At 64.3% G+C, this 26,372-nt stretch carries 29 protein-coding genes; 13 read left to right on the top strand and 16 right to left on the bottom strand.

Features of this window, described 5'->3' with window-relative positions:
* Window positions 1–7 precede the first annotated feature (7 nt).
* From flgH to MJ8_RS26315, 12 genes are all read right to left on the bottom strand, one after another.
* Window positions 8–712, bottom strand: coding sequence for a flagellar basal body L-ring protein FlgH (flgH, locus tag MJ8_RS26370; protein ID WP_201411555.1), 705 nt, complete (start codon window positions 710–712; stop codon window positions 8–10).
* Window positions 709–1,308 carry a MotE family protein gene (locus tag MJ8_RS26365; RefSeq protein ID WP_201411554.1) on the bottom strand — a complete coding sequence of 200 codons (600 nt, stop codon included), beginning with the start codon at window positions 1,306–1,308 and terminating at the stop codon, window positions 709–711. Before MJ8_RS26365 ends, flgH begins: the two co-directional genes overlap by 4 nt.
* Window positions 1,309–1,316: 8 nt before the next feature.
* Complete coding sequence (locus MJ8_RS26360; protein ID WP_201411553.1) at window positions 1,317–2,558, bottom strand: flagellar basal body P-ring protein FlgI; 1,242 nt, start codon at window positions 2,556–2,558, stop codon at window positions 1,317–1,319.
* The gene (gene flgA / locus MJ8_RS26355; RefSeq protein WP_201411552.1) at window positions 2,555–3,076 is read right to left on the bottom strand and encodes a flagellar basal body P-ring formation chaperone FlgA; all 522 of its coding nucleotides are present in this window, start codon (window positions 3,074–3,076) and stop codon (window positions 2,555–2,557) included. Before flgA ends, MJ8_RS26360 begins: the two co-directional genes overlap by 4 nt.
* 6 nt (window positions 3,077–3,082) lie before the next feature.
* Window positions 3,083–3,871 (bottom strand): flagellar basal-body rod protein FlgG, encoded by a 789-nt coding sequence (gene flgG / locus MJ8_RS26350; RefSeq protein WP_040997112.1) that lies wholly within the window; start codon window positions 3,869–3,871, stop codon window positions 3,083–3,085.
* Between the two features lie 9 nt (window positions 3,872–3,880).
* Entirely contained in the window at window positions 3,881–4,210 is a 330-nt protein-coding gene (locus MJ8_RS26345; RefSeq protein ID WP_201411551.1) for a flagellar hook-basal body complex protein FliE, read from the bottom strand.
* Window positions 4,210–4,626: a flagellar basal body rod protein FlgC gene (gene flgC / locus MJ8_RS26340; protein ID WP_201411550.1), complete on the bottom strand. Its 417-nt coding sequence runs from the start codon at window positions 4,624–4,626 to the stop codon at window positions 4,210–4,212. Before flgC ends, MJ8_RS26345 begins: the two co-directional genes overlap by 1 nt.
* Before the next feature lie 2 nt (window positions 4,627–4,628).
* The gene (gene flgB / locus MJ8_RS26335) at window positions 4,629–5,009 is read right to left on the bottom strand and encodes a flagellar basal body rod protein FlgB (RefSeq protein ID WP_201411549.1); all 381 of its coding nucleotides are present in this window, start codon (window positions 5,007–5,009) and stop codon (window positions 4,629–4,631) included.
* An 86-nt stretch (window positions 5,010–5,095) separates the two neighbouring features.
* Window positions 5,096–5,884 carry a hypothetical protein gene (locus MJ8_RS26330; RefSeq protein WP_201411548.1) on the bottom strand — a complete coding sequence of 263 codons (789 nt, stop codon included), beginning with the start codon at window positions 5,882–5,884 and terminating at the stop codon, window positions 5,096–5,098.
* Window positions 5,865–7,271 carry a flagellar protein export ATPase FliI gene (gene fliI, locus MJ8_RS26325; RefSeq protein WP_201411547.1) on the bottom strand — a complete coding sequence of 469 codons (1,407 nt, stop codon included), beginning with the start codon at window positions 7,269–7,271 and terminating at the stop codon, window positions 5,865–5,867. Before fliI ends, MJ8_RS26330 begins: the two co-directional genes overlap by 20 nt.
* Window positions 7,272–7,275: 4 nt before the next feature.
* Window positions 7,276–7,998, bottom strand: coding sequence for a flagellar basal-body rod protein FlgF (gene flgF, locus MJ8_RS26320; RefSeq protein ID WP_201411546.1), 723 nt, complete (start codon window positions 7,996–7,998; stop codon window positions 7,276–7,278).
* A gap of 7 nt (window positions 7,999–8,005) precedes the next feature.
* Complete coding sequence (locus MJ8_RS26315) at window positions 8,006–9,127, bottom strand: DUF1217 domain-containing protein (protein WP_201411545.1); 1,122 nt, start codon at window positions 9,125–9,127, stop codon at window positions 8,006–8,008.
* 149 nt (window positions 9,128–9,276) lie between these two features.
* On the opposite strand from MJ8_RS26315, the gene motA reads away from it, so the two are divergent.
* Genes motA through MJ8_RS26285 form a run of 6 tightly spaced genes read left to right on the top strand, consistent with a single transcriptional unit; the run spans window position 9,277 to window position 14,152 of the window.
* The gene (gene motA / locus MJ8_RS26310) at window positions 9,277–10,152 is read left to right on the top strand and encodes a flagellar motor stator protein MotA (RefSeq protein ID WP_201411544.1); all 876 of its coding nucleotides are present in this window, start codon (window positions 9,277–9,279) and stop codon (window positions 10,150–10,152) included.
* Window positions 10,153–10,186: 34 nt separating this feature from the next.
* Window positions 10,187–11,116 (top strand): FliM/FliN family flagellar motor switch protein, encoded by a 930-nt coding sequence (locus MJ8_RS26305; protein WP_201411543.1) that lies wholly within the window; start codon window positions 10,187–10,189, stop codon window positions 11,114–11,116.
* Between the two features lie 30 nt (window positions 11,117–11,146).
* A complete protein-coding gene (gene fliN / locus MJ8_RS26300; RefSeq protein WP_201411542.1) occupies window positions 11,147–11,527 on the top strand; it encodes a flagellar motor switch protein FliN in 381 nt (126 codons plus the stop codon).
* Window positions 11,528–11,570: 43 nt separating this feature from the next.
* The gene (locus MJ8_RS26295; protein ID WP_201411541.1) at window positions 11,571–12,590 is read left to right on the top strand and encodes a flagellar motor switch protein FliG; all 1,020 of its coding nucleotides are present in this window, start codon (window positions 11,571–11,573) and stop codon (window positions 12,588–12,590) included.
* Window positions 12,591–12,614: 24 nt separating this feature from the next.
* The gene (gene flhB, locus MJ8_RS26290; RefSeq protein ID WP_201411540.1) at window positions 12,615–13,697 is read left to right on the top strand and encodes a flagellar biosynthesis protein FlhB; all 1,083 of its coding nucleotides are present in this window, start codon (window positions 12,615–12,617) and stop codon (window positions 13,695–13,697) included.
* A gap of 17 nt (window positions 13,698–13,714) precedes the next feature.
* Window positions 13,715–14,152: a hypothetical protein gene (locus MJ8_RS26285; RefSeq protein WP_140746396.1), complete on the top strand. Its 438-nt coding sequence runs from the start codon at window positions 13,715–13,717 to the stop codon at window positions 14,150–14,152.
* 59 nt (window positions 14,153–14,211) lie between these two features.
* On the opposite strand, the gene MJ8_RS26280 is transcribed toward MJ8_RS26285, so the two are convergent.
* From MJ8_RS26280 to MJ8_RS26265, 4 genes are all read right to left on the bottom strand, one after another.
* On the bottom strand, window positions 14,212–14,982 hold the full coding sequence (locus tag MJ8_RS26280) for a helix-turn-helix transcriptional regulator (RefSeq protein WP_201411539.1): 771 nt from the start codon (window positions 14,980–14,982) through the stop codon (window positions 14,212–14,214).
* Window positions 14,979–15,689: a helix-turn-helix transcriptional regulator gene (locus MJ8_RS26275; RefSeq protein WP_201411538.1), complete on the bottom strand. Its 711-nt coding sequence runs from the start codon at window positions 15,687–15,689 to the stop codon at window positions 14,979–14,981. The genes MJ8_RS26280 and MJ8_RS26275 overlap by 4 nt, the downstream gene beginning before the upstream one ends.
* A 434-nt stretch (window positions 15,690–16,123) precedes the next feature.
* A complete protein-coding gene (locus tag MJ8_RS26270; protein ID WP_201411537.1) occupies window positions 16,124–17,155 on the bottom strand; it encodes a histone deacetylase family protein in 1,032 nt (343 codons plus the stop codon).
* Window positions 17,156–17,195: 40 nt separating this feature from the next.
* Complete coding sequence (locus tag MJ8_RS26265; RefSeq protein WP_225248049.1) at window positions 17,196–17,966, bottom strand: TetR/AcrR family transcriptional regulator; 771 nt, start codon at window positions 17,964–17,966, stop codon at window positions 17,196–17,198.
* A 136-nt stretch (window positions 17,967–18,102) separates the two neighbouring features.
* On the opposite strand from MJ8_RS26265, the gene MJ8_RS26260 reads away from it, so the two are divergent.
* The 7 genes from MJ8_RS26260 to MJ8_RS26230 all read left to right on the top strand — a co-directional run bounded on the left by MJ8_RS26260 (window position 18,103) and on the right by MJ8_RS26230 (window position 26,345).
* Window positions 18,103–19,770 (top strand): amidohydrolase, encoded by a 1,668-nt coding sequence (locus MJ8_RS26260; protein ID WP_201411536.1) that lies wholly within the window; start codon window positions 18,103–18,105, stop codon window positions 19,768–19,770.
* Window positions 19,771–19,909: 139 nt separating this feature from the next.
* Window positions 19,910–21,013, top strand: coding sequence for an ABC transporter ATP-binding protein (locus tag MJ8_RS26255; protein WP_201411535.1), 1,104 nt, complete (start codon window positions 19,910–19,912; stop codon window positions 21,011–21,013).
* Window positions 21,013–21,960: an ABC transporter permease gene (locus MJ8_RS26250; protein WP_225248048.1), complete on the top strand. Its 948-nt coding sequence runs from the start codon at window positions 21,013–21,015 to the stop codon at window positions 21,958–21,960. The genes MJ8_RS26255 and MJ8_RS26250 overlap by 1 nt, the downstream gene beginning before the upstream one ends.
* Window positions 21,953–22,765 (top strand): ABC transporter permease, encoded by an 813-nt coding sequence (locus tag MJ8_RS26245; protein ID WP_073988089.1) that lies wholly within the window; start codon window positions 21,953–21,955, stop codon window positions 22,763–22,765. The genes MJ8_RS26250 and MJ8_RS26245 overlap by 8 nt, the downstream gene beginning before the upstream one ends.
* Before the next feature lie 45 nt (window positions 22,766–22,810).
* Window positions 22,811–23,839: an extracellular solute-binding protein gene (locus MJ8_RS26240; RefSeq protein WP_201411534.1), complete on the top strand. Its 1,029-nt coding sequence runs from the start codon at window positions 22,811–22,813 to the stop codon at window positions 23,837–23,839.
* A gap of 104 nt (window positions 23,840–23,943) precedes the next feature.
* Window positions 23,944–25,140 carry a serine hydrolase domain-containing protein gene (locus MJ8_RS26235; RefSeq protein WP_201411533.1) on the top strand — a complete coding sequence of 399 codons (1,197 nt, stop codon included), beginning with the start codon at window positions 23,944–23,946 and terminating at the stop codon, window positions 25,138–25,140.
* A 26-nt stretch (window positions 25,141–25,166) separates the two neighbouring features.
* Window positions 25,167–26,345: a serine hydrolase domain-containing protein gene (locus tag MJ8_RS26230; RefSeq protein ID WP_201411532.1), complete on the top strand. Its 1,179-nt coding sequence runs from the start codon at window positions 25,167–25,169 to the stop codon at window positions 26,343–26,345.
* Window positions 26,346–26,372: the final 27 nt, after the last annotated feature.

Genomic DNA, 26,372 nt, shown 5'->3' with positions numbered 1-26,372 from the left:
CCCGACCCTAGAAAGGAAGAACCTGGTCGAGGACCTGCTGGCCATAGGCCGGCTGCTGGACCTCGCTCACACGGCCGCGACCGCCGTAGGAGATGCGCGCCTCGGCGATGCGCTCATAGGGGATGGTGTTCTCCGCGCCGATGTCGGACGGACGAACCATGCCGGCGATGGTCAGCACGCGAAGCTCGTAATTGACGCGGACCTCCTGCGAGCCCCTGATCATCAGATTGCCGTTGGGCAGCACCTCGGTGACGACTGCGGCGACGTTGAGGGCGATGTCTTCCGAGCGCTTGATCTCGCCGTCGGCATTGGTCTCGGTGCTGGAACTCAAGCCGGCGTCGCCCTTGCCGCTGGTGCTCCTGCCGTCCCATCCGAGCGTGATGTCGTAGCCGAGCTTGCGCGCGGCGGTGCGGCTGCGATCGTTCTGGTTCTTGAAATTGGCCCGGTCGTTGAGCCTGATGTTGACGGTAAGGATGTCGCCCGCGCGCAGCGCGCGCGGATCGGTGAAGAGCCGGCTCTGGCGGTCGTCCCACAGCGAAAACTTCTTCGGCCGCGACGCAGGCGGCTCGGGATAGCTGTAGGGGCCGGAGCCGCCTGCACCGATGCCGGAACCGACCGGCGACAAAGCGGGTTCCCTGCCGACCTCCTTGAGGTCGGTGCCGCAGCCAGCCAGGCTAGCGAGGGCGATCAGGGCGAGCAATTTCAACTTCATGACGGATCAACCCTTCGCGCCGCGCTGGCCATGATGCCGGTGAGAGTCGCCGCCGCCTTCTGGTCCATTTCATTCAGGATGACGCCGGCCTTGCGCGAATCGAGCTTCATCAGAATGGCGGCCGCGAGCTCGGCATTGACCATCGCCAGACGTTCGGCGGCGGCGTCGGGCTTCATGCCGGCATAGATCTTGACGACGCCGTCCTCGGCGCGCGCCAGGAACACTTCGCGGCGCTTCAGCCATTCTTCATATTCGGTTTTCTTAGCCTCCAGCGCCTTCATGCGCTCGTCGATGCCGGCCTGCAGCTGCTTCAATTCCTCGGCCTGCAGCGCGTAGCGGCGATCGCGCGCGGCGTCGGCGATGTTGGAGCAGAAGCGCTGGACCTCGCTTTCGTCCGGCGTCTTGCCGCCTGCGAGCGCAGCCGGCCGGGCCGGCTCCTGCTCGCGGGTAAGTTCGGCCGGTTGGGCCGGGGCCTGCCCGCCAGGCAGGACCTGCCGGACTTCCTCGGCGTGGACGGATGCGCCGCCAACCAGTGCGGCCGCTGCGGCGATCATTGTGAGCGAATGGCGTGTCTTCGAGGAAAGAAGCGCAATCATCGGCGTGCCTATTGGAGAACCAGGTCGGCCTGCAAGGCGCCGGCCGATTTGATGCCTTGCAGGATGGCGATGATGCCGTCGGGCTTCACGCCGAGGCGATTGAGGCCGGAGACGAGCGTTTCGAGATCGGGACCGTCGAGCAAAGCGACGCGCGCGTCGGGCCGACTCGCCTCGATGGCGGTGAAGGGCTCGACCGCGGTCTCGCCCTTGGAGAAGGGTTCCGGCTGGACCACCTTCGGCGCTTCGGTGATGCGTACGGTGAGCGTGCCATGGCTGATCGCCACACGCGAAATGCGGACATTGTTGCCAATGACGATAGTGCCGGTGCGCTCGTCGATGACGACGCGGGCAGGGGCGTCCGACTCCACGACGAGATTTTCGATCTCGGCATAGAAGCGCGCGGCCGAGACATTCTTCGGCCGCCTGATCTGCACGGTGCGGGCATCGCGCTCAGCGGCGACCCGCATGCCGAAGCGCTGAGAAGTGTAGTCGTTTACGGCGTCTGCGATGCGGATGGCGGTCGAGAAATCGGGATTGCGCAATTGCAGCGTCAGCACACTCTGGTCGTCGAACTCGGCCGGCACCGCGCGTTCGACGATGGCGCCGTTGGGGACGCGACCGGCGGTCGGCACGCCTTGCGTCAACTGTTCGGCCTGACCCTGGGCGGTGAAGCCGCCGATGATCACCGAGCCCTGCCCGACGGCATAGATCTCGCCATCGGCAGCCTTCAGCGGCGTCATCACCAGCGTGCCGCCCGCGAGCGAGGTGGCGTCGCCCATCGAGGAGACGTCGATGTCGATGCGGGCGCCCGACTGGACGAAGGGCGGCATGTTGGCGGTGACGATGACGGCGGCGACGTTCTTGGCGCGCGCGCTGCCGCCTTCGGTGGCGATGCCGAGATTTTCCAGCATGGCGCGGATCGACTGCTCGGTGAAGGGCGAGTTGCGCAGGCTGTCGCCGGTGCCGGCGAGGCCGATGACAAGGCCGTAGCCGACGAGCTGGTTGTCGCGCGCGCTCTGCAGCTGGGCGATGTCCTTGATACGCGCGGCGACCTGGCCGGGCGGCAGCGTGCTTGGCCCGGTGGATACACGGAACATGCGCTGGGTGGTGGCCGGATCATATTCGGGATCGTCGTAGACGCCGCCATTCCGCTGCGCCAGCTCGCGCTTGGCCTTGGGCGTCAGCCCATCGGCCAATGCCGGCTGAAGGCCGATGGCGGCGCTTAGCAGAAGGACAAAGGCACGCATCACGAAGCGCCGACCTTGATGGTGCCGTCGGCCATCACGGTGCCCGAGATAATCTTGCCGCTGTCGATGTTGCGGATCTTGATCTGGTCGCCGGCAGCGCCTGGCTGCAACGTGACCCCGGCCGCCGAAATGGTGAGTGCGCCGGCGGTGAAATAGACCTGCACGGAAGCGCCCTGCTCGACCAGCCAGGCGTCGCGAATCGCCGTGACCGGAATGTAGCGTCCAGGCAGAAGCGTGCGCTTGGCGACCTTGCCCTGAAGCTCCTCGGAGCGCGTCGCCATGCCGTCGGGCTTGTGCTTGCCGGGGATGAGCGTCACCTGCTTGAGCGAGGCGGGCTCGATGGTCTCGCCGGGATAGATGACCCGGTTGGGGATCAGCACGGCCTCGCCGGTCGCCTGGGCGGAGGCGATCTGGTTCGCCGACTGGCCGGCCGCATCCTGTGCGAAAGCCGGCGCGCCGGCGGCCACCAGGACGGTGGCCAGCGCGGTGCGACGGAGTGCGGAGGAGATCGGCCCGGCCATCATCCGTTACCTGATGTTCTTGGAGACCACCGAGGCCATGTCGTCTGCGGCCTGGATGACCTTGGAGTTCATTTCATAGGCGCGCTGCGCCGAGATCAGCTCGGTGATTTCCTTGACCGGATCGACGTTGGAGGATTCGAGGTAACCCTGCTGGATCGTGGCGAAGCCCGGATCGCCTGGCACGCCGACATTGGCCGGACCCGAGGCGGCCGTCTCCTGGAAAAGGTTGTCGCCGAGCGGCGCCAGGCCAGCCTCGTTGGCGAAGTTGGCGATCTGAAGCTGGCCGAGCAACTGCAAATTCGTCTGACCGTCCAGGCGGGCAAAGACCTGGCCGGTCTTGTTGACGATGACTTCGACGGCGTCGGTCGGCACGGTGATGGCCGGGATGACCTCGGCGCCGTCGACGGTCACCAACTGCCCGGTGGCGTTGGTATTGAAGGCGCCGGCGCGCGAATAGAGCGTGCCGCCGTCGGCTCCCTGGATCTGGAACCAGCCCCTGCCGGTCAAGGCCAGATCGAAACTGTTGCCCGTGCTGGCCAGCTCGCCCTGGGTGTGGACGTTGCGCACGGCCGTCGTCTTGACGCCGAGACCAATCGAGACGCCTTCCGGCACCAGCGAGGTGTTGGAGCGGTTGGGCACGCCCTGCGTGCGGTCGACCTGGTAGAGCAGGTCGGAGAATTCGGCCCGTGCCCGCTTGTAGCCGGTGGTGTTGATGTTGGCGATGTTGTTGGCGATGACTTCCAGGTTGGTCTGCTGGGCGTTCATGCCGGTGGCGGCGATGGCAAGGGCTTTCATGACGCGGTCCTAGATACTCATGCGACTGATTTCGAGATAGGCCGACACGACCTTGTCGCGGATGGCGATGGTGGTCTGCAGCGCCTGTTGGGCGCTCAGCACCGCATCGACCACCTGGCGGGTGTCGGCGTCGCCCTTGAGCGCCTGGATCGACATCTGCTCGGCACCCTGCAGCGTGTTGACGGTTTTCGTCGCCGCCTGGCTGAGGACTTCGGCGAAGCTGCTGCCGATGCTTTCGCCGGCCTGCGTTCCGACGCCGCCCTGCAAGAGGTTTGGTGACGCCTGCTCCGCTCCGTCAACCGCCGTCTTGAATTGTATTGCCCCGATACCGCCGATCATTACTGGTTCCTCATCAGGTCGATGGTCATGGAAATCAGATCGCGAGCCTGCTTGATGACCTGCAGGTTGGCTTCATAGGAGCGGTTTGCCTCGCTCATGTCGGCCATTTCGACCAATGTGTTGACGTTGGGCATCTTGACGTACCCTTTGGCGTCGGCGGCTTCGTTGCCGGGCTGGAATTCGATCGGGAAGTCCGAAGGATCGCGCGAGATCGCGCTGACTTCCACCAGCGAGCCGCCGGTCGCGCGGTCGACCTCGGACTGGAAGGTGATCGTCTTGCGGCGATAGGGATCGGCGCCCGGCGTGCTGCCGATCGACTGGGCGTTGGCAAGGTTTTCCGAGACCACGCGCAGGCGCTCCGACTGGGCGCCAAGGCCAGAGGCCGCGACTTTGAGGGCTGCGGTGAGGGCGTCCATGGTCAGCTCTTCACCACCATCGTCATCATCGAATGGAAGGCCTTGACGATCGCCGTGTTGAGCTCGAAGGAGCGGCGGACCTCGCCGGCCTTCATCAGCTCCTGTTCGAGAACCACGGTGTTCTTCGATGGCATGATCGCGCCGTCGGGATCCTCGGGCTTGACGTTGAAGCCGGCATTGGCCGTTTCGGCGCCGAGGTGGCCGGCCTGCGTGGCGGCAAGCGTCACGGCGGTCCGGTCGAGCACCTTTTCGAAGGGCTCGACGTCGTTGGCCGTGTAGCCCGGCGTGTTGGCATTGGCGATGTTGGAGGCAATCGCCGACTGGCGCACGGCCAGCCATTGCGACTGCCGCGTGGCGAGATCGAAAAGATTTACCGGTTCCATGGGAATCTCCCGGGCAAGTACGCACAAGACTAGGCGGCCAGTCTTGCGCGGACCTTGCGCGGGGCGGGCCACATGGCCCGGCTTAACTATTTCGAGAGCGGGATCACCTTGTCGGTGCTGGTGACGATCACCCATTTGCCGCCGCGCTGCTCGATCGCGGCGACGCGGCTGGAATCGGGCAGCACCGAGCCGCGCTGGACCAGCCACAGACCGGTATCGTCCTCGATCATGGCGCGGCCGTTGGCGACATGCACCATCTTGAATTCCGAGACGGCGGCAGGGAAGGGCTGGTCGGCGGGCGGTGGCGCGGGGTCGTCCTCGACCGTTCCGGTGGCAAAGAGGTCGATATCGGTATTGGGGACGTCCTTGGCCGTCAGCGGCCCGCTGCGTTCGGCCACGATGCCGCCGCCCTTGCGTCCGGCATTGCTGCCGCTGCCGCCGAACTTGATCGTCTGAACGCCGAACTGCTCCTGGTTGAGGAAGATGTACCAGGGAAACAACGCGCAGATCAGGCCGAGCGTGATGCCGAGCGCGGCAATGACGAAATCTGTGCGGCGGTCGGCGCTCCTGTCTGCCAGGCGCGGGAACTGGGCTTTCGGCGGCTGCGGCCACTCGGTGCGGGGAAAAAGCCCGTCGAGCACGGAATCGCGGCTGGCCTGCGCGACGTCGGCGGTCCCGACGGCGGATGTCCGCGGCGGATGCGGCCTGTCGGCTCTGGTCAGGAGAGCTGCTGTTTTCCGTGTCTTGGCATGCGCGGCCCTGTCCCTAGCGGTTCTTGCCGCGTTGGCTTCGGCCCGCTCCGCCGCCTCGGCCTCGGCAAGCATGTCGCGCAGCATGCGCTCGGTATATTGGAGCTCAGTCTCCTTGATCGCCATTCAGCTTCCCCTTGAGATGGCGGGCGAGGTCGGCGAACGGATCGGCGGATGCGCGGTCCCTCGGCGATTGCGTGAGCGCCTCGTAGATCAGCGGCACCTGGCGCACCGCATTGTCGAGCTCGGCGTCGGCGCCGCTCTGGTAGGCGCCCAAAAGACGGATGTCGCGCGTATCCTCGAAACGCGCGATCATCGATTTCAGCCTTGTCACGAGCATGCGCTGCTCGGGGCTCCAGGCCTTGTCGGCAAGGCGCGAGATCGACGACAGCGGATTGACCGGCGGATAACGGCCCTGCTCGGCAAGCGAGCGGTCGAGCACGACGTGGCCGTCGAGGATGCCGCGCACCGAATCGGCGACGGGATCATTATGGTCGTCGCCGTCGACCAGCACCGAAATGATGGCGGTAATCGATCCCTTGCCCTCAACCCCCGGACCAGCGCGTTCGAGGAGCTTCGGCAGGTCGGTGAAGACCGAGGCCGGATAGCCGCGCGCGACCGGCGGCTCGCCCGTTCCGGTCGCCACCTCGCGCAGCGCATGCGCGAAACGGGTGATGGAATCCAGCACCAGGAGCACGCGATGACCCTGGTCGCGGAAATGCTCGGCCACGCACATGGCGGTGTCGGGCGCGCGCCGGCGCATCATGGCGCTTTCGTCGCTGGTGGCGACGACGGCGACGGTCTTGGCCATGCTCTCGGCGCCGATCGTGTCCTCGAGGAATTCGCGCACCTCGCGACCGCGCTCGCCGATCAGCGCCACGACCACCGTATCGAAGGCCTCGGCGCCGGCGAGCATGGCAAGCAGCGTCGACTTGCCGACGCCGGAACCGGCGAAAATGCCGAGTCGCTGGCCGAAGCAGAGCGGGGTGAAGATGTCGATCACCCTGACGCCGGTCAGGAAGCCGGTGCCGACGCGCTGGCGCGCCAGGGCGCCGGGTGTCGCACCATGCACTGCATCCGCCGTATTCGGCCTGATCAGCGGCGGGCCGCCGTCGATGACGCGGGTCAAGGCGTCGAGGGCGCGGCCGCGCCAGGAGACATGCGGCGTGACCGCGAGAGGGCCGCGGCGAAAGACGGCGTCGCCGATGCCGGCATCGGCGCTGCGCTCGAAGGGCGCGACCACCACCTCGTCGCTGGCGATCTTGACGATCTCGCCGCGTCGCGCGCCGGCCTTGCCGCGCTGCTCGACGATGTCGCCCAGCCTAGCAATCCCGGACAGGCCGCGGACCTTGTAATGTGTCGGCGATATCTCGGCGATGCGGCCGCCGCGCGCAAGCAGCGCCTGCGGATCATCGAACCGCCGCCAGACACGTTCGAGCGCGGCCAGCCTGTCGGTCCGCCCGGTGTCCGCCGGGCTCTCGGAAGCGCGCAACAGGGACGAGCCGGTCGTCATGCCGTCACTTCGAGCCGAGCGTCTTGATCGCGTCGTCGGTGGAGGAATCGGTCTGCCGCATCAGCGCCGCCGTGTTCTCGAAAGCGCGCTGCACCTGGATCAGCCGGGTCATTTCCAGAACCGGGTTGACGTTCGATTCCTCCAGGAACCCTTGTGCGACACCGACGTCCGAACGATCGGTGACGGGCTCGGGCGTGCGCGCCGGCACGATGCCCGAATTGCCGTAGCGGACGAAATTCTCGCCGGGATCGAAATTGTAGAGGCCGATGGCGCCGACCAGCTGGTCGTTCTGCCTGAGCGAGCCATCGGCGCCTGCCTTGGGCGGGCCGTTGCGGGGATCGAGCTGGATGGGAGCGCCGCCGCTATCCAGCACCGGATAGCCTTCGATCGACATCAATTCCCCGCTGTCATTCATGGAGAAGCGGCCGTCACGCGTCATCACCGTGCCGGCTGGCGTCTCGATGGCGAACCAAGCGTCGCCCTGGATGGCGAAATCGAACGGGTTGCCGGTTTCGGTCAGCGCGCCATGCGCGCCGGAAAGATAAGTCTTGCCGGAGGAGGCGAAGGAGACCGATTTCGGCCCGGTGCCCGAGACCACGTCCTCGAACTTCACGCCGGTGGCGCGAAAGCCGATGGTCGAGGCGTTGGCGACGTTGTCGGCGATGGTGTCGAGACGACGCTCGAGCGCGATCTGAGAGGAAAGGGCGACGTAGAGGCTGTCCTGCATGATCTTCTCAGAACTTCAACTGCTGCATGGCCATCATCAGATCGGTGGAGATGCCTATGGTGGTCGGCTGCGCGAAGAGCACGCTGACCGAAGTCACCGCCGTCGAGGTGGGGTGGGCGATCTCGTACATGCTGGTGAAGCGGGTCAGGAACTTGCCTAGCTTCTCGGGATCGGTGAAGTCCTTGATGTCGAGCTTCTGCTCGAAGAGCTGCGCCTGCTTGTCGATGTCGGCGGTGGCGAAGGAATCGGGCAGTCCGAGCGCGGTGCGCACCACGCTGGCCAAAGCGGTGTCGGCGAGCACGTCGTACCAGTTGGTGATGTCGGGCGCCTTGCGCTGGAAATAGAGCGCCAGCCGCACGCCTTCATTGGTCTGGCCGGCGTCCTCCTCCAATGTCTGGCGCAGATACATGTCGACCGTCGGCTGCTGCGCCGCAACGCGGGTGGTGGTCGTATCGCCGTACTGCGCAAAGTTGAAAGCGGCGGCGAGCCCGGCATAGGCCTTGTTGGTCTGCTTGTTGGCGACGCTATCGGGATCCTTCACGCCGCCTTGGAGGACGGACTTGATCAGATCCTTGTCCTCGGTGGCCGAATCCAGGCCGAACGCGGCCAGCGCGTAGGTGTAGAGCCGGTCGTTCGACATCAGGTCGTCGATCGACTTCACCTTGGTGATGTTGGCGAGATAGTAGGTCGTCTCGCCTTTCACATAGTCCGAATCCGGATCAAGACCCGCGATCTCTGCCTGTGTGGCGTAGTTCGCCGTAACCTGCTGCTGTGTCGGGTTGTAGACCGTCGCATCGGCGCCATCGGCCGCGAAGTTGAAGGCAGCGACGAACTGGGCGTAGCGCTTGTCGGTCAGTTTGTTGGCGAAGCTGTCGGGGTCCGAGACGCCTTCCTTCAGTGCCTTGACCATGAAGGCCTTGGCGTAGTCCATGTCCTCCAGTCCGTAGGCCTTCATGGCATATTTGAACAGGCGGTCGTTGTTGACGAAATCGTCGATCGATTTCACCTTGGTGATGTTGGCCAGATAGTATTGGGTGTCGCGATCGACCGTCGGCTGCTGCTCGATGCGGGTGATAGACTTGGGGATGTCTCTGGCGATCAACTGGTAGTTGGTGTAGGTACTGAGCAAAGGGCATGCCTCCGGCCGAAGCTATCCCTCGCACAATAGCGTCACTTCCTTGCGCGAAGCTGAATCGCGTTCGCCGCCTTCGATTCAAGCCTCACACAAGGCACGCAGACTATCCCTATTCCACGACGTGACATGCGGAAGGACCTGTCGTGGGCATTCTGATCGGACTTGTGGTGACGCTCGGCTGTGTTCTCGGCGGCTTCATGGCCATGGGCGGGCATCTGCATGTGTTGCTGCAGCCGTGGGAAGCGGTGGTCATCTGCGGCGCCGCGCTCGGCACCTTCCTCGTCGCCAACCCGATGAAGACGGTCAAGGACACCGGCAAGGGCATCCTCGAAGCCTTCAAGCAGGCGGTGCCGAAGGAGCGCGACTATCTCGAGACGCTGGGCGTCTTGCACAGCCTGATGCGCGAACTGCGCTCGAAGTCGCGCAGCGAGGTCGAGGCCCATATCGACAATCCGGAAGAGTCGGCCATCTTCCAGGCCTTCCCAACCGTGCTCAAGAACCATGACCTGACGAACTTCATCTGCGACTACTGCCGCATCATCATCATCGGCAATGCCCGCTCGCATGAAATCGAAGCGCTGATGGACGAAGAGATCCAGACGATCCGCGCAGACAAGCTGAAGGCCTACCACGCGATGGTCGCGGTCGGCGACGGCCTGCCGGCGCTGGGCATCGTGGCAGCCGTGCTTGGCGTGGTGAAGGCGATGGGCGCGCTGGACCAGTCGCCGGAAATCCTGGGCGGCCTGATCGGCGCGGCGCTCGTCGGAACCTTCCTCGGCATCTTCCTGTCCTACGCGGTGGTCGGTCCGGTAGCCACCAAGATCAAGACGGTGCGCGAAAAGAAGAACCGCCTCTACATCATCGTTAAGCAGACGCTGCTTGCGTATATGAACGGCGCCCTGCCGCAGGTCGCGATCGAATTCGGTCGCAAGACCATATCCTCCTACGAGCGTCCTACGATCGATGCGGTGGAGCAGAGCACCATGAGCGCCGGCGTCGCCGAGAAGAAGGCGGCCTGAGCATGCAGCATTCGAGACAGGGCCGCCTGCCGTCATGACCAGTCCGGCCAGTCCGTCAGAAACGCGGGCCTTGATCATCGAGCGGCTCGTCGGCGACAGCGGCGAGGCGGCGCAGGTGATCGGCGCCGGCCGCGGCATGGCCGAACGGGCGCTGCCGTTGCTGCAGAAGGCGCTTGCCGCGGAGCTCGGCGCGCCGGTGACCGTCGATCTGCAAGCGGTGGAGGTCGGCCGCGTCCCCGAGGCGCGTTCACGCGCCGGCGATGCCTTCGCGCTGACCGTCGTGTCCTCGCCGACCTCGGCCGACGCCATGACGCTGGTGATGGATGCGCAGGCGGTCGCCGTCATGGTGAGCGCGCTGTTCGGCGGCGATCCCGACCAGCCGGTGGCGCCGATCGAGCGCGACCTGTCGCAGATCGAAGCCGACGTGGCGACCACCGTGTTCCAGGAGGTCGCGGCGGCTCTCAACGGATCCGGCAAACGTTCGCTTGACCTGCGCCTGCCCGTGCCGAAAGCAATGTCCGGCAACGAGGCGAGGCGGCGCGTGTTGCGCGATGGTGCCGCCGTGCGCATCGTCTATGGCCTGTCGACGCCGTCGGACAGCGGCACGCTCACGGTGACGATCCCGCAGCGCCTGCTGCTTACCTCGCGCAGCGGCGACGCCGCCGCGGGCGAGCATGGCGAGACCGACTGGCGGGCTCGCTTCTCCGAGGAGGTGATGCGCTCGACCGTCCGGTTGGAAGCGACTATGCCTCTCGCCCGGCTGACGCTCGGCGACCTCGCGGCGTTCGAGTCCGGCCAGGTGATCGAATTGGAGGAAAACGCCCAGCTCAACGCCAGGCTCAGCGCCCGCGACAGAACACTGTTTGTCTGCGAGTTCGGCAAGTTGGGGCAGAACTACACCGTCCGCATCAGCCATCCGCATGATGCCGGGCAGGATTTCATCGACGGACTGCTTCCGGGCTGAAGCCAGCCGCGGGATTCATGGAGACGACAGATGGCAAAAACCAAGGCGGAAGCCGACCCCGATCAGCCCGACGAGCAGCTCGACCGCGCCATCGAGGAATTGCGGGGCGTGCTGCGGGAAGAGGAAAAGCGCCCGGACGCCGCCCTTCGGTCGGGCGCCAATTCTTCCATCATCATGACCATTCCGGTCGATGTGCAGATCATCCTCGGCAGCACGGAGATGCCGGTCTCGGAGCTGATGGCGCTGCAGAAGGGCTCCACGGTTGCGCTCAATCGCCGTATCGGCGAGCCGGTCGACGTCGTGGTCAACGGCCGCAAGATCGCCCGCGGCGAGATCACGGTGCTGGAAAGCGATCCGACGCGCTTCGGCATCCGGCTGACCGAGATCATCGCCGCGACGAAGAGCGCCTGATAATGACCGGCGGGCGGATCAATCGGCAGCAAGGGCAACGCGCATGACGACGGCATTGGCGCTGACACGTCCGCAAAAGGCGGCAGCCATACTGGTGGCCATGGGCAAGCCCGCGGCCAGCCGCCTGCTCAAATTCTTCAAGCAGGACGAGCTGAAGGCGCTGATCGAGGGCGCGCGTCTCCTGCGCACCATTCCGCAGGCCGACCTGGAGCGCATCGTCGCCGAGTTCGAAGCCGAATTCACCGAGGGCGCGGGCCTGCTCGATTCAGCCGACCGGATGGACACGATCCTGAACGAATCGCTGTCGCCCGAGGAGATGAGCGCCATCATGGGCGAGAAGAAATTCCAGCCGGTCGTGGAAGGGCCGCCGCCGATATGGCCGGACCTCGAGAAGCTCGAGCCGTCGCGGCTCGGCAGCTTCCTTGCCGGCGAGCATCCGCAGACATCGGCCATGGTGCTGTCGAAGCTTGCGCCGCAGACAGCCGCTAACGTGCTGCTGACGATGGAAAAGCCGCTGCGCAGCCAGATCATCAAGCGCATGGTGACGATGGCCAATGTCCCGGACGCGGCGTCCAGGATCGTCGAGAACCAACTGCGCGTGAGCGTGCTGTCGCAGAAGGCCAGTCGGGACACCACGGCCGGCCAGGAGCGCGTCGCCAGCATGCTCAACGAAATGGCGAAGCCCGAACTGGACGAACTCATGCAGGACCTGGAGGAAGCCGGCACGCCCGATCTCGCCGGCGTCAAGGCGCGGCTGTTCGCCTTCGACGATCTCCCGCTGCTGCCGCAGAAAGCCCGCGTCCTGCTGTTCGACGGGCTGTCGACCGAACTCGTCACGCTGGCGCTGCGCGGCGCGCCGCCGGAACTCGCTGAAGCGGCGCTGTCGGCGATCGGCGCGCGCTCCCGCCGCATGATCGAATCCGAACTCGGACAGGGATCGGAGGGCATTGCGCTTGCCGACATCATGGCGGCGCGCAAGAGCATATCGGTCGCCGCCATCCGGCTGTCGCGCGAAGGAGCTTTCGAGCTGCCCTCGATGCAGGCCACCGCCGAAGCCGCCTGACGATGACCACCCGGTCAGAGCGCCATGGCTGAAGCGGTCGACAAGGATTCCAAAACCGAGGAAGCCACAGAAAAGAAGATCCGCGACACGATCGAACAGGGCAAGCTGCCCCATTCGCGCGAGACCGCGATCTTTGCCTCCTTCCTCGCCATACTGGTTTTCGCCGTCTTCTACGCCAAGGACGCGATCGTCGATCTCGGCATGTTCCTGTCGACCTTCCTTGAAAAGCCGGAAGCCTGGCCGATGGATACCGAGACCGACGTCATCTCGCTCTACAAGCAGGTGATGACTGAGATCGGCCGCGCCGTCGTCAGCCTGCTGGTGCTCTTGACGGTCGCCGGCGTCGGCGCCTCGGTCTTCCAGAACATGCCGCAGATCGTCGGCGAACGGATCAGACCGCAGCTGTCGCGCATCTCGATCGCCAAGGGCTGGAGCCGGATGTTCGGCATGCAGGGCTGGGTCGAGTTCCTGAAGTCGCTGGCCAAGCTCGGCTTCGCCATCGCCGTGCTGAGCTTCACGCTCTCGGAAGATCATCGCAAGCTGCTCGCCGGCATGATCACCAACCCGATCTCGTTCGGCCTCGTCATCCGCGGCATCTTCGTCGACATCCTTGCAGCGATCGTCTTTGTCATGGGGCTGATCGCGGTGGCCGACATCGTCTGGTCACGCTTCCACTGGCGTCGCGACCTTCGGATGACCAAGCAGGAGGTCAAGGACGAGTTGAAGCAGTCGGAGGGCGATCCGATCGTCAAATCGCGGCTGCGCTCGCTGGCGCGCGACCGGGCGCGCAGACGTATGATGACGGCCGTGCCGCGGGCGACGCTGGTGATCGCCAACCCGACGCACTATTCGATCGCGCTGAAGTATGTACGCGAGGAGGATTCCGCGCCGATCGTGCTGGCCAAGGGACAGGATCTGGTGGCGCTGAAGATCCGCGAGATCGCCAGGGAGAACAACATCCCGATCTTCGAGGATGTCGCGCTTGCGCGCTCCATGTACAAGCAAGTTTCGGTTGATAGCGTGATCCCGTCGCAATTCTACCAGGCGGTCGCCGAGTTGGTGCGGATCGTCTACTCGAAGAAGGCACCGCGAAAAGCAACCCAATGAACGGACGCCGTTAATCCATGGACCGGCAACCCCACGCCAATTCCCGCGAGCTGATCGTCGCCAGCGCCATCGAGGCCGTGGTGGGCGAATTGAGGCTCATCGACGTTGCCGACTATATCGCCTTCATCCGGCTCGAGCATCTCGCCTGCCTGTCGGACCTTGTGGATTCGGCGGTCGAGCTTTACTTCCGGCCGGGAACGCTGCGGCTCGGCCATGGCGCGGAGGCGCATGTCGACTGGAGCGGCAGCCCGCGCATCGTGCTCGACCTGGAGCTGCGGCCGCGCGGCGTGACGGTCTATTTCCAGCTGACGCTGACCGAGCACGCGGCATCCGTGGTGGTCAACTACGTGTCGTTCGAGAAACCTGGCGAGACGCCGGAGCACAACACGACCTTGCTCGAGGGCGCGATCGAAGAGGCCCGGATCCGGAGAACCGAGCCGCTGGCATTTCCTTGATGATTTGAGCGCAGCCGAGCCGATGTCGGCGCGGCACGTTCAGCGCCGCTGGCGTGACGTCACTCGATCAGGCCGAGCCGGAGCGCCTTGGCGACGGCTTGGTTGCGGTTGACCGCGTTGAGCTTCTGCGTCGACTGGGTGAGATACTGGTTGGCGGTATGCACCGACAGTTTGAGGAGTTTGGCGATCTCCTCGCTGGTGTTGCCGTTGGCGGTCAGTTTCAGGCATTCGAGCTCGCGCTTGGAAATCGAGCGCATCCTGCCGGTATCGCCGGGGCGGATGCGGGAGACGGCCGCGAAAAGCGCGAAGGAGCGGGCGTGGATCTCGCAAAGCGTGTCGTCGGACAGCGCGATCTCCGGGCCCAGGAAAACGACCAGTCCGCATTGACCGCGATCGGCATGCACCGGAAAGGCGATGCCGTTGGTGCCAGGCGCCAGCGGTGTGGTCGGCTCGGCCCAGGCGAGCGACTGGAAGACCTGCCGAGATCCGGCGGCGCCGTCGTCGGCCCACCAGCGCGGCGCCGTCGAGAGGCGGCTGTGGCGCACCATGTCCTCGCCATTGGCACCGGAGATGAATTTGGTCGCGACCGCGGTGCCGGGATAGTCGGAATCGAAGCACGCCACGAGACGCGGGCGCTCGGGCGAGGGGCTGACGAAATAGAGGCCGAAAGCCGAGGCGTTGATGTCGACGGCGATCCAGCGGCATCGGCGCACCGCATCGGGAATGGTGGCGGCGTGATGGGTCTCGGAGCCGAGCGAGAAGGCGCCGAAGGGGTTGCGCTGATCGTTGAAAAGGGCGGCTGCCGCCTCTCTGACCTGTGCGTGCTTCAAATGATGCCGCTCCTGATCGCCGTTGCGATCGCCATCGCGCGGTTCGAGGCCGCGAACTTCTGGATGGCGTGGGTGATGTAGCTGTTCACGGTATTCGACGAGACGCCGAGGATGACGGCGACTTCGTCGGTTGTCTTGCCTTCCGAAACCCAGAACAGGCATTCGCGCTCGCGATCCGACAGCGGATCCTGCATGGATGCCGCCGCGATCAGCTGCGGAATGCTGGAAAGCGCGTAGCAGCATTTGATCTGCGCCTTCATCAGGGCGGTGAGGTCGATCTTGCCCGCCTCTGCGGCCGAGAACAGGACGAACAGGCGCTGCCGGCCGACATTGAGCCGCAGCGAATAGATTTCGGCGTGGCCGAGCACGTCGAGCAGGCGGGCTTCCTCGCCGGTCAGCAATGCGCCGGCGTCGGGCGCGTGCGCCGCCACCAACGGCTTCGGGCGCACGCCCGGCGCCACGGTCAAGGGGCCCAGCGCCAGATTGGCAATCAGCCTTTTGCCGATGAGCTCTATGGCGTCGAAGATCCAGTTCGAGGAGACGATGCGCGCATCGTTGCGGTCCTGGTCGTGCACGATGGCGACCAGCATGTAGCTGTCGGCGCCGATATCGGCGGCAAGCTGCATGAAGAAACTGGTGAGATCGCCGCGGGACGTCAGGCGCGAGCCTGAAGCATCGGGTTGGAGAAGCGCGGCGGAACTGCTCATTTTATTTCTTGGTTCTTGCCGGAATCGATCCTTGTGCCCGGTGCTGGCAAAGCCAACGGCCGGACCGAAACGCGTCACGTTTACGAAGACACACTCGCGGGCGCGAACGGCGCCCAATCGCGCCGAATCCGTCTAGGGAACGCGAAACCGTCCGCGTCTGGTACCGGCCTGGCGCCGGAACTTGAGACTTTGGGTTGGTCGCCGCGCCCCCCGTGGACCGGCTGATTCGGGTCTAATCTACCCGTAGATGAATCCGACATCAAACGCGATTTGACAAAATCGAATTCGGTGGACTCGCTTTGCGACTCAGCAGCCGGTCCTCGCGTTGCTAGGCGGTGATTTCCAAGCTGAATTGAGCCGATGATGTCGCGGCGCGGCCGCAAAAAAATACGCCCCCGGATACAACCGGGGGCGCATCTCCATCCGGATGCGGCTCAGCGGTCCTCGAAGCCGGTCAGCACGCCGACGGCGTTGATGCCGATCTCTTCCACGGCGTAGCCGCCTTCCATGACGAACAGCGTCGGCAGGCCGAGCCTGGCGATACGGCGGCCGATCTTGGGATAGTCGACGCTCTTCAGCTTGAACTGGCTGATCGGGTCCTTCTCGAACGTGTCGACCCCGAGCGAGACGATGACGACGTCTGGGGCATAGGCCGCGAGCCTAGCGCAGGCGTCCTCCAGCGACGCGCTCCAGCCGTCCCAGTTGGTGCCGAAGGGCATCGGGTAATTGACGTTGAAACCTTCGCCTTCTCCTTCACCGCGCTCGTCGGCATGACCGAGGAAGAAGGGGTACTCGACCATCGGATCGCCATGCAGGTTGAGCACCTGGACGTCGCCGCGGCGATAGAAGATCTCCTGCGTGCCGTTGCCGTGATGGTAGTCGACATCGAGGATCGAGACGCGCTTCGCGCCCTGGTCGCGAAACCATTGCGCGACGACAGCGGCGTTGTTGATGAAGCAATAGCCGCCCATGAAGGCGGCGCCCGCATGGTGGCCTGGCGGACGGCAGAGCGCGAAGGCGGTGCGCTCGCCGCCCTTGACGAGGGCAGCCGCCGTCAGCGCCACGTCATAGGAGGACTTGATCGCCGCCCATGTGCCCTCGACGAAGGTTGCGCCGGCGTCGAAGGAGTAATAGCCGAGCAAGGCATCGATGCGCTTCGGCGGCACATCGCCGCGCAGGCCGCGCGTCGGCCAGGTGAAGCCCATGGCCGATCCCGTGAAACCGGCGGCGACCCACTCCGGCCACACCGTCGGCAGGAAGTCGATGTAGTGGGCTTCATGAACACGCTTGGCGGCGGTCAGATCATGCTCGGCCGGACCGATGATCGGGCCGAGCTTCTCGCTCTCCACCCGCGCCTTGATGAATTCGGCCCGCGACGGTTTCTCGAAACCCGGCACGATCGCCGACGTGACCAGTTCCATCTGGCCTGAATGGCCGGCGTGGAGAGGCGAAAAGACAGTTTTCATGGAATTCCCCTGGAGTGCGAAATCGGTTGGAAATGCGAAATCAGTCGAGGTTGAGATAGGGGTTCACGAGAGCCAGCCACATGGCTTCCACATCGTCCTCGATGAGGTCGAATGTCTTGCGATCCCGCTTCAGTCCGACAAGCCTGCAGGCGTGCCCGACCTCCATCATCACCAGGCCCAATCGCTTGGCGGTCTTTTCCTCGAGGGCCGGGTTTACATGCTGCAGCCAGGCTGCGTAGAGGGCGATGATCTCTTTGTCGTATTCGTCCTGAATCGGCCTCAGGTCGGCGTTGCCGGATATGGCCTCGATCACCGGCATCAGGGTCGCGTTGTCGAGATAGATCCGCGACGTGTCGATGAAGAGCTTGCGCACTTCGCGGCGAAACTCTTCGCGGTTGGTGGGCGGGGAGACTTTGATGCGCTTGGCGATCACCTCCGGAAAGGACGACAGCCAGCGCCTGCCCAGTTCGAGAAGGATGGCTTCCTTGTTGGGGAAATATTGGTAGACCGAACCGACCGACAGGCCCGCGCGCTGCGCGATGGCGAGCGTCGTCGGGGTCTTGGTTCCTTGCTCGCGGGTCAGGATCAGCGCTGCGTCGAGAATCCTGTCGACCACCCTGCTTGACCGTTGCTGCCGCGGCTGCTTGCGCGGTTCGAGCGCTATTTTGGTCTTGCGGTCGAGACTGCGCTTCACTGCTCGTTGCCCCCGTTCCCCGCTCGACCCCACCATCGGCGCGCGGTGCAGTCCACTATACATTCCAAATTCCGGCTGTTGACAAACGCGAATAAACAGTCGCATTCTTTTATCCACGCTGTCTTCAACGATAACAAGGGGAATTTCGAGGACGGCGCACCGGCATCGACTTTTGTCCCATGGCGCCGCCCGATGGAGCGGCAGCTCGTTGGACCTTGGCGCTGCCGGTCCCTCAGCAAAATGTGGAGTCGCGATGTCGGTTGCGGGCGGTGGTGCGGATCTGGTGGTCGTCAACGGCCGTGTGCTGACCATGGACGACGACAATCCCGCCGCTGAAGCTGTTGCCGTCAAGGACGGCGCCATCATCGCCATCGGCAGCCGCGCTTTCATCGAGGAGCTCAAAGGTCCGACGACAAAGGTCGTCGACGCGCAGGGCGGCTCCGTTCTGCCGGGCTTCATCGAAGCGCATATGCATCTGTTCGGCGGCGCGGCCGAGCTCGACAACCTGCATCTGGCAGGCGTGCACGGCTTCGACGCGTTGCGCGACGCGATCCAGGATTTTGCGGCCAAGCGCCCGGACGCGAGGCTGCTGATCGGCGCCGGGGTCGACTACGCCATCCTGCCGGAGCCGGTGACGCGCCACGATCTCGACCGTATCATTCCCGATCGTCCCTTCGCCATGTCGGCTTCGGACCACCATACGATGTGGGCGAACACCAAGGCGCTGGAAGAGGCCGGGCTGCTCAACGGCAGGGAGGTCGGACAAGGCAACGAGATCGTCATGGGCGCCGACGGGCTCGCCGCCGGCGAGCTGCGCGAAGGCGAGGCCTTCGGACCGCTCCTCGACCATTACGGGGCGAACCGGACGCGGCTTGGCCTGGAGGGCGCGGAGCCCGATCCGTATCCTTCGGCGAAGGAACTGGCTGCCGATCGGGACCTGATGCATCGCGGCCTCGAGTGGTGCGCCAAGCATGGCATCACCTCGATCCAGAACATGGACGGCAATCTCTACCAGCTCGAGCTGTTGGCCGGGCTCGAAAAGGAGGGGCGGCTGCTCTGCCGCACCAAGATTCCGTTCCACTTCAAGAATTTCATGAAGCTGGACATGCTGGAAAAGGCCTCGCGGATGGCCCAGACCTATAATTCCGAATGGCTGACGTCCGGCATGGTCAAGGTCTTCTATGACGGCGTGCTGGATTCCTGGACGGCGGTGATGGTTGACGACTATGCCGACCGCCCCGGTTGGCGCGGCGAGCCGCTGTTTTCACCCGAACATTTCGCCGAGGTGGCGATCGAGGCCGACAGGCGCGGCCTGCAGATCGCCGTGCATTCGATCGGCGACGGCGCCGTGCGGGCGGTGCTCGACGGCTACCAGGCGGCGCTGAAGAAGAACGGCCGGCGCGACAGCCGGCACCGCGTCGAGCATATCGAGGTGATCACGGCCTCCGACGTGCCGCGTTTCGCCGAGCTCGGCGTGCTCGCCTCGATGCAGCCGGCGCATCCGCCGGGCGCGCTGAACTTCCCGATGGAGCCGACGATCTCGCGCATCGGCCGCGACAAGTGGCCGTTGAGCTATGCATGGCGCACGCTGAAGAACGCCGGCGCGCGGGTGGTGTTCGCATCCGACTGGCCGGTCTCGCCGGTCGATCCGATCCTGTCGATCCAGGCGGCAGTGATGCGCAAACCTTGGGCAGAAGGCATGCCGGACCAGAGCTTCTCGCTGCGGGAAGCAATCGAGGGCTACACGGTCGAGGGCGCCTACGCGGAGTTCAACGAACATCGCAAGGGTCGCCTCAAGACCGGCTATCTCGCCGATATCGTCGTCTTGTCGGCTGATATCGAGGCGACCGCGCCGGAAGCGCTGCACACCCTGCACCCGGTGACCACCATCTGCGGAGGGAGGATCACCTACCAAGCCTAACGATGGCATAGGAATTGCTTAATTGAATGGGGACTCGGATCGAGTCACTGCTGCGCAGTTGCCAAGCCGACCGGCTTGTGGTGACAATCAAACAGGAACACACCTGCCGACAAGAGCAGGCGCTCTCAATGGGGTAATCGTGCCGGAACAACCGGGTAAGAACGCGATCGAAGTTCGCGGTGTTCGCAAGGTCTTCGGAACCGGCGAAAACCAGGTAGCCGCCCTCGACACGGTGTCGGTGTCGATCCGCGAGAACGAGTTTTTCACATTGCTCGGCCCCTCCGGATGCGGAAAGACGACACTGCTGAGGTTGATTGCCGGCTTCGATTTCCCAACCGCCGGCGAGATATTGCTGCACGGCAAGGACATCGCGCCGCTGCCGCCCTACAAACGCCCGGTCAACACCGTCTTCCAGAGCTACGCGCTCTTCCCGCACATGACGGTGGCGCAGAATATCGGCTTCGGACTGGAGATGCTCGGCAAGCCGAAAGCCGAGATCGAGGCGCGCGTCGCGCAGATGCTGAAGCTGGTCAAGATGGAAGCGCTCAAGGCGCGCCGCACCAGCCAGATTTCGGGCGGCCAGCAGCAGCGCGTGGCGCTGGCCCGGGCGCTGGCGCCGCAGCCGAAAGTGCTCCTGCTCGACGAGCCGCTTTCAGCGCTGGACTACAAGCTACGCAAGGAAATGCAGATCGAGCTGAAGCGGCTGCAGAACGAGACCGGCATCACCTTCATCTTCGTCACCCACGACCAGGAGGAAGCGCTGACCATGTCCGACCGCATCGCGGTGATGTCGGCCGGCAAGATCCTGCAGGTGGGCACGCCGCGCGACATCTACGACAGGCCGGCCGAACGCTTCGTCGCCGACTTCATCGGTGAAACCAATTTCCTGCCTGGCACGGTGGTGTCGAAGCAGGCCGGTGTGGCGACGGTCAAGTTTGCCAGCAGCGCCACGATCAGCGCCGGCTATCCGGAAGGCTTCAATCCGACCGGCGAGGTGACGCTGGTGGTGCGTCCCGAGCATGCCGATCTGGTGCCTGATCCGGCCAAGGGCACGATCACCGGCACGCTCTCGAATATCGTCTATTTCGGCACTGACACGCATTACCACGTCAAGCTCGACGGCGGCGGCGAGAATTTCATCGTGCGCCACCAGAACAGCCGTTCGAGCGCTGTGACCTACGAAACCGGCGCCAAGGTCGGCATCCAGTTCGAGGAGGACGCCGCACGCGTCCTGAAAGACTGATGACCACAGCCGCCCTCTCCTCAGCCCCGCTCTCCAAGGCCGCTTTGTTCGAAGCCCAGGCGGTGAAAACCAGCGCGCGGCGCAACCGGCTCTTGTCGCTGCCGGCGCTGATCATCATCGGCGTTTTCGGCGTGCTGCCGCTGATCATCATCTGCGTCTACTCATTGCTCGTCGCCGCGCCTTATGGCGGCGTGCAGTGGCAGTTCTCGACCGATGCCTATCTGAACTTCCTGTTCCAGCGCGACATTTTCGACGACACGCTGCAGTTCACGCCGGACTTCCTGATCATCTACCTGCGCTCCTTCCTGTTCGCGGTGGTGACGACGGTCATCTGCCTGCTGCTCGGTTTCCCGACCGCCTATTTCATGGCGACGCGGCCGCCGGCGCAACGCAACTGGTGGGTGCTTCTGATCACCATCCCGTTCTGGTCGAACCTTCTGGTCCGCACGCTGGCGATCATGTTCATCATCCGCGACGAGGGGCTGATCAACAACGCGCTCCTGGCGCTCGGCGTGATCGATAAGCCGATCACCATGCTCTACACCAACTTCGCCATACAGCTCGGCCTGCTCTACGCTTTCCTGCCCTTCATGGTGCTGCCACTCTATTCGAGCCTGGAGAAGCTCGACTTCCGCCTGGTCGAGGCAGCTTACGATCTTTATGCGACGCGCCGGCAGGTGCTGTGGCGGGTGATCATTCCGCTGTCCAAGCCCGGCATCATCGCCGGCTGCCTGCTCGTCTTCATCCCGGCGCTCGGGGCCTATGTGACGCCGCTGATCCTGGGCGGCGGCGTGCACCTGATGATCGGCGATCTCATCGCGCAGCAATTCGGTTCGGGCCGCAACTGGCCGCTCGGTTGCGCGCAGGCGCTGATCCTGATGGCGGCGGTGCTGGTGGCGCTGTTCTTCTATGTCCGCAACACGTCGGGCAAGGTGCAGCATGGCTGAGCCCCGCGTCATGGACATCAAGGACCAGCCGGGCTTCCGCTCGATCGCCGTCATCTGTCTGCTGGTGCTCTATATACCGGTGCTGATCCTGATGATCTTCTCATTGAACAGCGGATCGCTGGTCACGCATTGGGAAGGCGTCACGCTCAACTGGTACGGCAGCGCGCTGCTCAACGAGGAGTTCCACAGCGCCGCGAAGAACACCCTGATCATCTCGGTGACGGCGACGATCGTGTCGACCATCTGCGCGACGCTGGCCGCGATCGGCATGACGCGGGTGAAGCCGTGGCGCGGGCTCGCCGCAGCCTTCATGATCATCAACCTGCCGCTGATGGTGCCGGAGATCATCACGGCGGTCGCCACGCTTTCCTTCTTCGCGCTGATCGCCGGCACGCTCGGGCTGAATTTCGGCATCGGCAATCTGATCCTCGCCCACACCGTTTTCTGCATCCCCTTCGCCTATATGCCGATCAGGGCGCGGCTCGAGGACATGGACCTGACGCTGGAATACGCGGCGGCGGACCTCTACGCGACGCCGTGGAACGCCTTCAAGCGCATCACGCTGCCGCTTTTGGTGCCCGGCATCATGTCGGGGGCGGCGCTGGCCTTCATCGTCTCCTTCGACGATTTCACCATCACGCAGCTCGTCGCCGGCCCCGGCCAGACGACGCTGCCCCTCTATATCTGGAACCAGATCCGGCGGCCGATGACACCGGAGATCAACGCCATCTCGACCATCCTGCTCCTGGTGTCGATCCTGTTCGTCTCAGTCTCGTTCCTGATCGCGCGCCGGCGCGCAAAATGATCCGCGAGCTCCAACACAACAATGGGAAGGCAAGGAGAACATAAAATGTCTGGAAAACTGATGGCGGCCGTTTCCGCGGCCGTTCTGCTGTGGGCGGTGCCGGCGCTCGCCGACGGCGAACTGCACATCTACAATTGGGGCGACTACACCAACCCCAAGCTCATCGACAAGTTCGAGAAGCAGTACAACGTCAAGGTGACGCTGGACGACTATGATTCCAACGAAACCATGCTGTCCAAGGTGCGCGCCGGCAATTCCGGCTACGACATCGTCGTGCCGTCCGACTACACGGTGAAGATCATGGTCGAAGAGGGCCTGCTCGAGAAGACCGAGCCCAACGCGATGCCGAACGGCAAGAACATCGATCCGCGCTTCGTCGACGTTTATTGGGATGCCGGCCGCCACTACACCGCTCCCTGGCAGTTCGGCACGACCGCATTCTCTGTCAACACGGACAAGTTCAAGGGCGACATCAACACGCTGGCCATCCTGTTCAATCCGCCCGATGAACTGAAGGGCCAGATCAACATGCTCGACGACGTCAACACCGTCATGCATGCGGCCGAGCGCTATGCAGGCGTGCCGCGCTGCGGCGCCGACAAGGCCAATCTGAAGAAGATCAACGACATCCTCATGGCCGCCAAGCCGTCGTGGAAGACCTTCAGCTACGACACCATCACCAAGATCACCTCCGGCGACGTCATCGTTTCGGAGCAGTGGAACGGCGCCAGCTACCGTTCGCGGCAGAAGATCCCGGCGATCAAATATGCCTACCCGAAGGAAGGCATCGAAGGCTGGATGGACAATGTCGCGGTGCTGAAGGGCGCCAAGAACCTCGAGAACGCCAAGCTGTTCCAGGATTTCGTCATGGCTCCGGAAAACGCGGCGCTGATCTCGGAATTCGCCGGCTATGACAACGGCATCGCAGGCAGCCATAAATTCCTGGCGCCGGAGTTCGCCAACTCGCCGGAAATCAGCCCTCCGGCCGGCTCGCCGACGCCGGAATTCGTGCCACCATGCCCGCCGGACGTGGTGGAGATCTACAACAAGATCTGGACCAACCTGCGCAAATAATGCAGCGCGACGCATGAAGGAGGGGAGGCACCGGCCTCCCTTTCTTGTGAATGTTACTGTGCATATCGCTCTACCCTTTGAGCGATATGCCCCGGGAGGAAGCCTTGTCGTCCTATCGCAACTCGGATCCGCGGCCGCCGATCATGCAGGGCTCGCCGCCGAAGCTGGTGCCGCCGAAGCTCGACTGGGACAGGCCGCCCTGGAACCGCTGGGCCTTCCAGCACATCCGCGAATTCCTGCCGACGGTCGAAGTGTGGCGCGGCAACGGCCACCGCCGTCGCCTCGAGCGGGCGGAAGTCGATCTCGACAACCTGCCGGTGACCGACAGCAACGGAGCGCCGACCACGCTCGCCGGCTTGCTCGACGAAACCTATGCCGACGGCTTCCTCGTGCTGAAGGACGGCGAGATTGCCTATGAGCGCTATTTCAACGGCATGGACGAGCGCACGCTGCATTTGTCGCAGTCGATGGCGAAATCGGTCACCGGATCGGTGTGCGGCATCCTTGTCGGGCGCGGCCTGATCGATCCTGGCAGACAGGTGACCGACTATCTGCCGGAGCTCGGCGAGACCGGCTGGGCCGGCGCCACGGTCCAGCACGTGCTCGACATGACGACCGGCGTGCGCTTTTCCGAGGAATACACCGACCGCTATTCCGAGATCGGCCAGGTCGATGTCGCCACGGGCTGGAAGCCGATCCCGCCAGGCAGCGATCCGGACTTTCAATGGCCCTCGCACCTGTTCGAGCTGATCCTGCGGCTCAAGGACCAAGTGCGCCCGCATGGCGAGGCGTTCGAATACCGCTCGATCGAGACCGACGTGCTCGCCTTCATCATGGAGCGGGTGAGCGGCAAGCGCCTGGCGCAGCTCGTCTCGGAAGAGCTCTGGCAAAAGCTCGGCGCCGACGAGAGCGCCTGCTTCACCGTCGACAGCGCCGGCTATGCACTGGCCGATGGCGGCTTCAACGCGACGCTCCGCGACTATGGCCGCTTCGGGCAGTTGATCCTCGACAATGGCGGCGGCGTCATCCCGGCCGACTGGATCGAGGCGACACGCAGCGGCAAGCACGGGCCGAATTTCAGCCCGAGCCTTCCGGACGGCAGCTACCGCAACCAGTTCTGGATCGAGGATTCGCGCTCGCGCTCTTTGATGTGCCGGGGCGTATTCGGCCAATTGATCCATATGAGCTGGGAACACAGGATGGTCGTGGTGAAGCTTTCGACCTATCCGGATTTCCTCAACTTAGCCTATTCGGTGGCGACGCAGAAGGCGGTGCATGCCATCGCCGCCGCGCTGGCCTGAAGCCGCAAACAGATTCGGAGAATGTCGTGACCGGCAAGAGTGCCTTCGAGGCCAGATACGGCTTTGCCCGCAAGGATGTGCGGCTCGAAACCTGGCGGCTTTCGCCGTTCAACCGATGGTCGTTCCAGAATGTCGGCGAGCTGGTGCCGAGCGCGCATGTGGCGGCGGCGCCCGGCGGCGAGAGCCAAGCGAAATCGCTCGGCACGTTGCTCGACGAGAAAGTCGCTCTGGGTGGAGGGGCTGAAACTGTCGAGGCCTTCCTCAACCGTTCTAATACCGACGGACTGACGATCCTGAAGGCCGGCAAGCTTGTCGGCGACTGGTCGGCTCCGCATATGCCGTTCGGCTCCCGCCACATCATCTTTTCGATCAGCAAGTCGGTGACGGCGATCCTCGCAGGCATATTGGAAGGCGAGGGCGTGTTCGATCCCGACGCGCCGGTTACGAAGTATATCCCCGAGGCCAAGGGCTCGGCCTATGGCGATGCCAGCGTGCGCAACGTGCTCGACATGACGGTGAGTCTCGATTTCGAAGAGGCCTATCTCGATCCGGAAAGCGCGTTTGCCCGCTACCGCCGCTCGACGTTGTGGAATCCCGGTGGCGGCTCGGAGAGCCTCACGGCTTTCCTGATGACGATCCAGCGGCTTTCCGAGCCGCATGGCCAGACCTACCGCTACCGGTCGCCCAATTCCGACGTGCTCGGCATTCTGGTCGAGCGGGCGTCGGGCATGCGCGTGACCGAACTGCTCCGCGAAAAACTGTGGTTGCCGCTCGGCGCCGCGAGCGACATGTCGGTGACGGTCGACATGGAAGGCACGGCGCGTACGGCCGGCGGCATGTCGATGACGCCGCGCGACCTTGCCCGCATCGGCGAGATGATGCGGCAGGGCGGCACGGCGAACGGCCGCCGCATCGTCCCGGAAGCCTGGGTGCGCGACACGGTCGCCACCGGCGGCAGCCGTGAAGCCTGGCAGCGCGGCACGATGGTGTTCCTTTTCCCGAAGGGCCGCTACCGCAACAAATGGTACCAGACCGGCCGCGACAGTGGCGCGTTTTGTGGCATCGGCATTCACGGCCAGTGGCTCTACGTCAATCCGAAGGCGGAAGTGGTCATCGCCAAGATGTCGTCGCAGCCGGAGCCGGTGGACGACAAGCTGGACGAGGACATCGTGGCGTTCCTGGAGGCCCTGAGCGGCATGGTCTAAGCCGACCCGAGATTGGTTCAAGGCGGT

The organism is Mesorhizobium sp. J8, assembly GCF_016591715.1.
Lineage (GTDB): Bacteria > Pseudomonadota > Alphaproteobacteria > Rhizobiales > Rhizobiaceae > Mesorhizobium.
Note: the sequence above shows the minus strand (reverse complement) of the source record. Positions and strands in the feature narration are given on the sequence as shown.

What these genes read in the sequence shown, in the direction of transcription:
- flgH (WP_201411555.1), bottom strand. Translation starts at nt 712, where the DNA reads ATGAAGTTGAAATTGCTCGCCCTGATCGCCCTCGCTAGCCTGGCTGGC.
- MJ8_RS26365 (WP_201411554.1), bottom strand. Translation starts at nt 1,308, where the DNA reads ATGATTGCGCTTCTTTCCTCGAAGACACGCCATTCGCTCACAATGATC.
- flgA (WP_201411552.1), bottom strand. Translation starts at nt 3,076, where the DNA reads ATGGCCGGGCCGATCTCCTCCGCACTCCGTCGCACCGCGCTGGCCACC.
- flgG (WP_040997112.1), bottom strand. Translation starts at nt 3,871, where the DNA reads ATGAAAGCCCTTGCCATCGCCGCCACCGGCATGAACGCCCAGCAGACC.
- MJ8_RS26345 (WP_201411551.1), bottom strand. Translation starts at nt 4,210, where the DNA reads ATGATCGGCGGTATCGGGGCAATACAATTCAAGACGGCGGTTGACGGA.
- flgC (WP_201411550.1), bottom strand. Translation starts at nt 4,626, where the DNA reads ATGGACGCCCTCACCGCAGCCCTCAAAGTCGCGGCCTCTGGCCTTGGC.
- flgB (WP_201411549.1), bottom strand. Translation starts at nt 5,009, where the DNA reads ATGGAACCGGTAAATCTTTTCGATCTCGCCACGCGGCAGTCGCAATGG.
- MJ8_RS26330 (WP_201411548.1), bottom strand. Translation starts at nt 5,884, where the DNA reads ATGGCGATCAAGGAGACTGAGCTCCAATATACCGAGCGCATGCTGCGC.
- fliI (WP_201411547.1), bottom strand. Translation starts at nt 7,271, where the DNA reads ATGACGACCGGCTCGTCCCTGTTGCGCGCTTCCGAGAGCCCGGCGGAC.
- flgF (WP_201411546.1), bottom strand. Translation starts at nt 7,998, where the DNA reads ATGCAGGACAGCCTCTACGTCGCCCTTTCCTCTCAGATCGCGCTCGAG.
- MJ8_RS26305 (WP_201411543.1), top strand. Translation starts at nt 10,187, where the DNA reads ATGACCAGTCCGGCCAGTCCGTCAGAAACGCGGGCCTTGATCATCGAG.
- fliN (WP_201411542.1), top strand. Translation starts at nt 11,147, where the DNA reads ATGGCAAAAACCAAGGCGGAAGCCGACCCCGATCAGCCCGACGAGCAG.
- MJ8_RS26295 (WP_201411541.1), top strand. Translation starts at nt 11,571, where the DNA reads ATGACGACGGCATTGGCGCTGACACGTCCGCAAAAGGCGGCAGCCATA.
- flhB (WP_201411540.1), top strand. Translation starts at nt 12,615, where the DNA reads ATGGCTGAAGCGGTCGACAAGGATTCCAAAACCGAGGAAGCCACAGAA.
- MJ8_RS26285 (WP_140746396.1), top strand. Translation starts at nt 13,715, where the DNA reads ATGGACCGGCAACCCCACGCCAATTCCCGCGAGCTGATCGTCGCCAGC.
- MJ8_RS26275 (WP_201411538.1), bottom strand. Translation starts at nt 15,689, where the DNA reads ATGAGCAGTTCCGCCGCGCTTCTCCAACCCGATGCTTCAGGCTCGCGC.
- MJ8_RS26270 (WP_201411537.1), bottom strand. Translation starts at nt 17,155, where the DNA reads ATGAAAACTGTCTTTTCGCCTCTCCACGCCGGCCATTCAGGCCAGATG.
- MJ8_RS26260 (WP_201411536.1), top strand. Translation starts at nt 18,103, where the DNA reads ATGTCGGTTGCGGGCGGTGGTGCGGATCTGGTGGTCGTCAACGGCCGT.
- MJ8_RS26250 (WP_225248048.1), top strand. Translation starts at nt 21,013, where the DNA reads ATGACCACAGCCGCCCTCTCCTCAGCCCCGCTCTCCAAGGCCGCTTTG.
- MJ8_RS26245 (WP_073988089.1), top strand. Translation starts at nt 21,953, where the DNA reads ATGGCTGAGCCCCGCGTCATGGACATCAAGGACCAGCCGGGCTTCCGC.
- MJ8_RS26240 (WP_201411534.1), top strand. Translation starts at nt 22,811, where the DNA reads ATGTCTGGAAAACTGATGGCGGCCGTTTCCGCGGCCGTTCTGCTGTGG.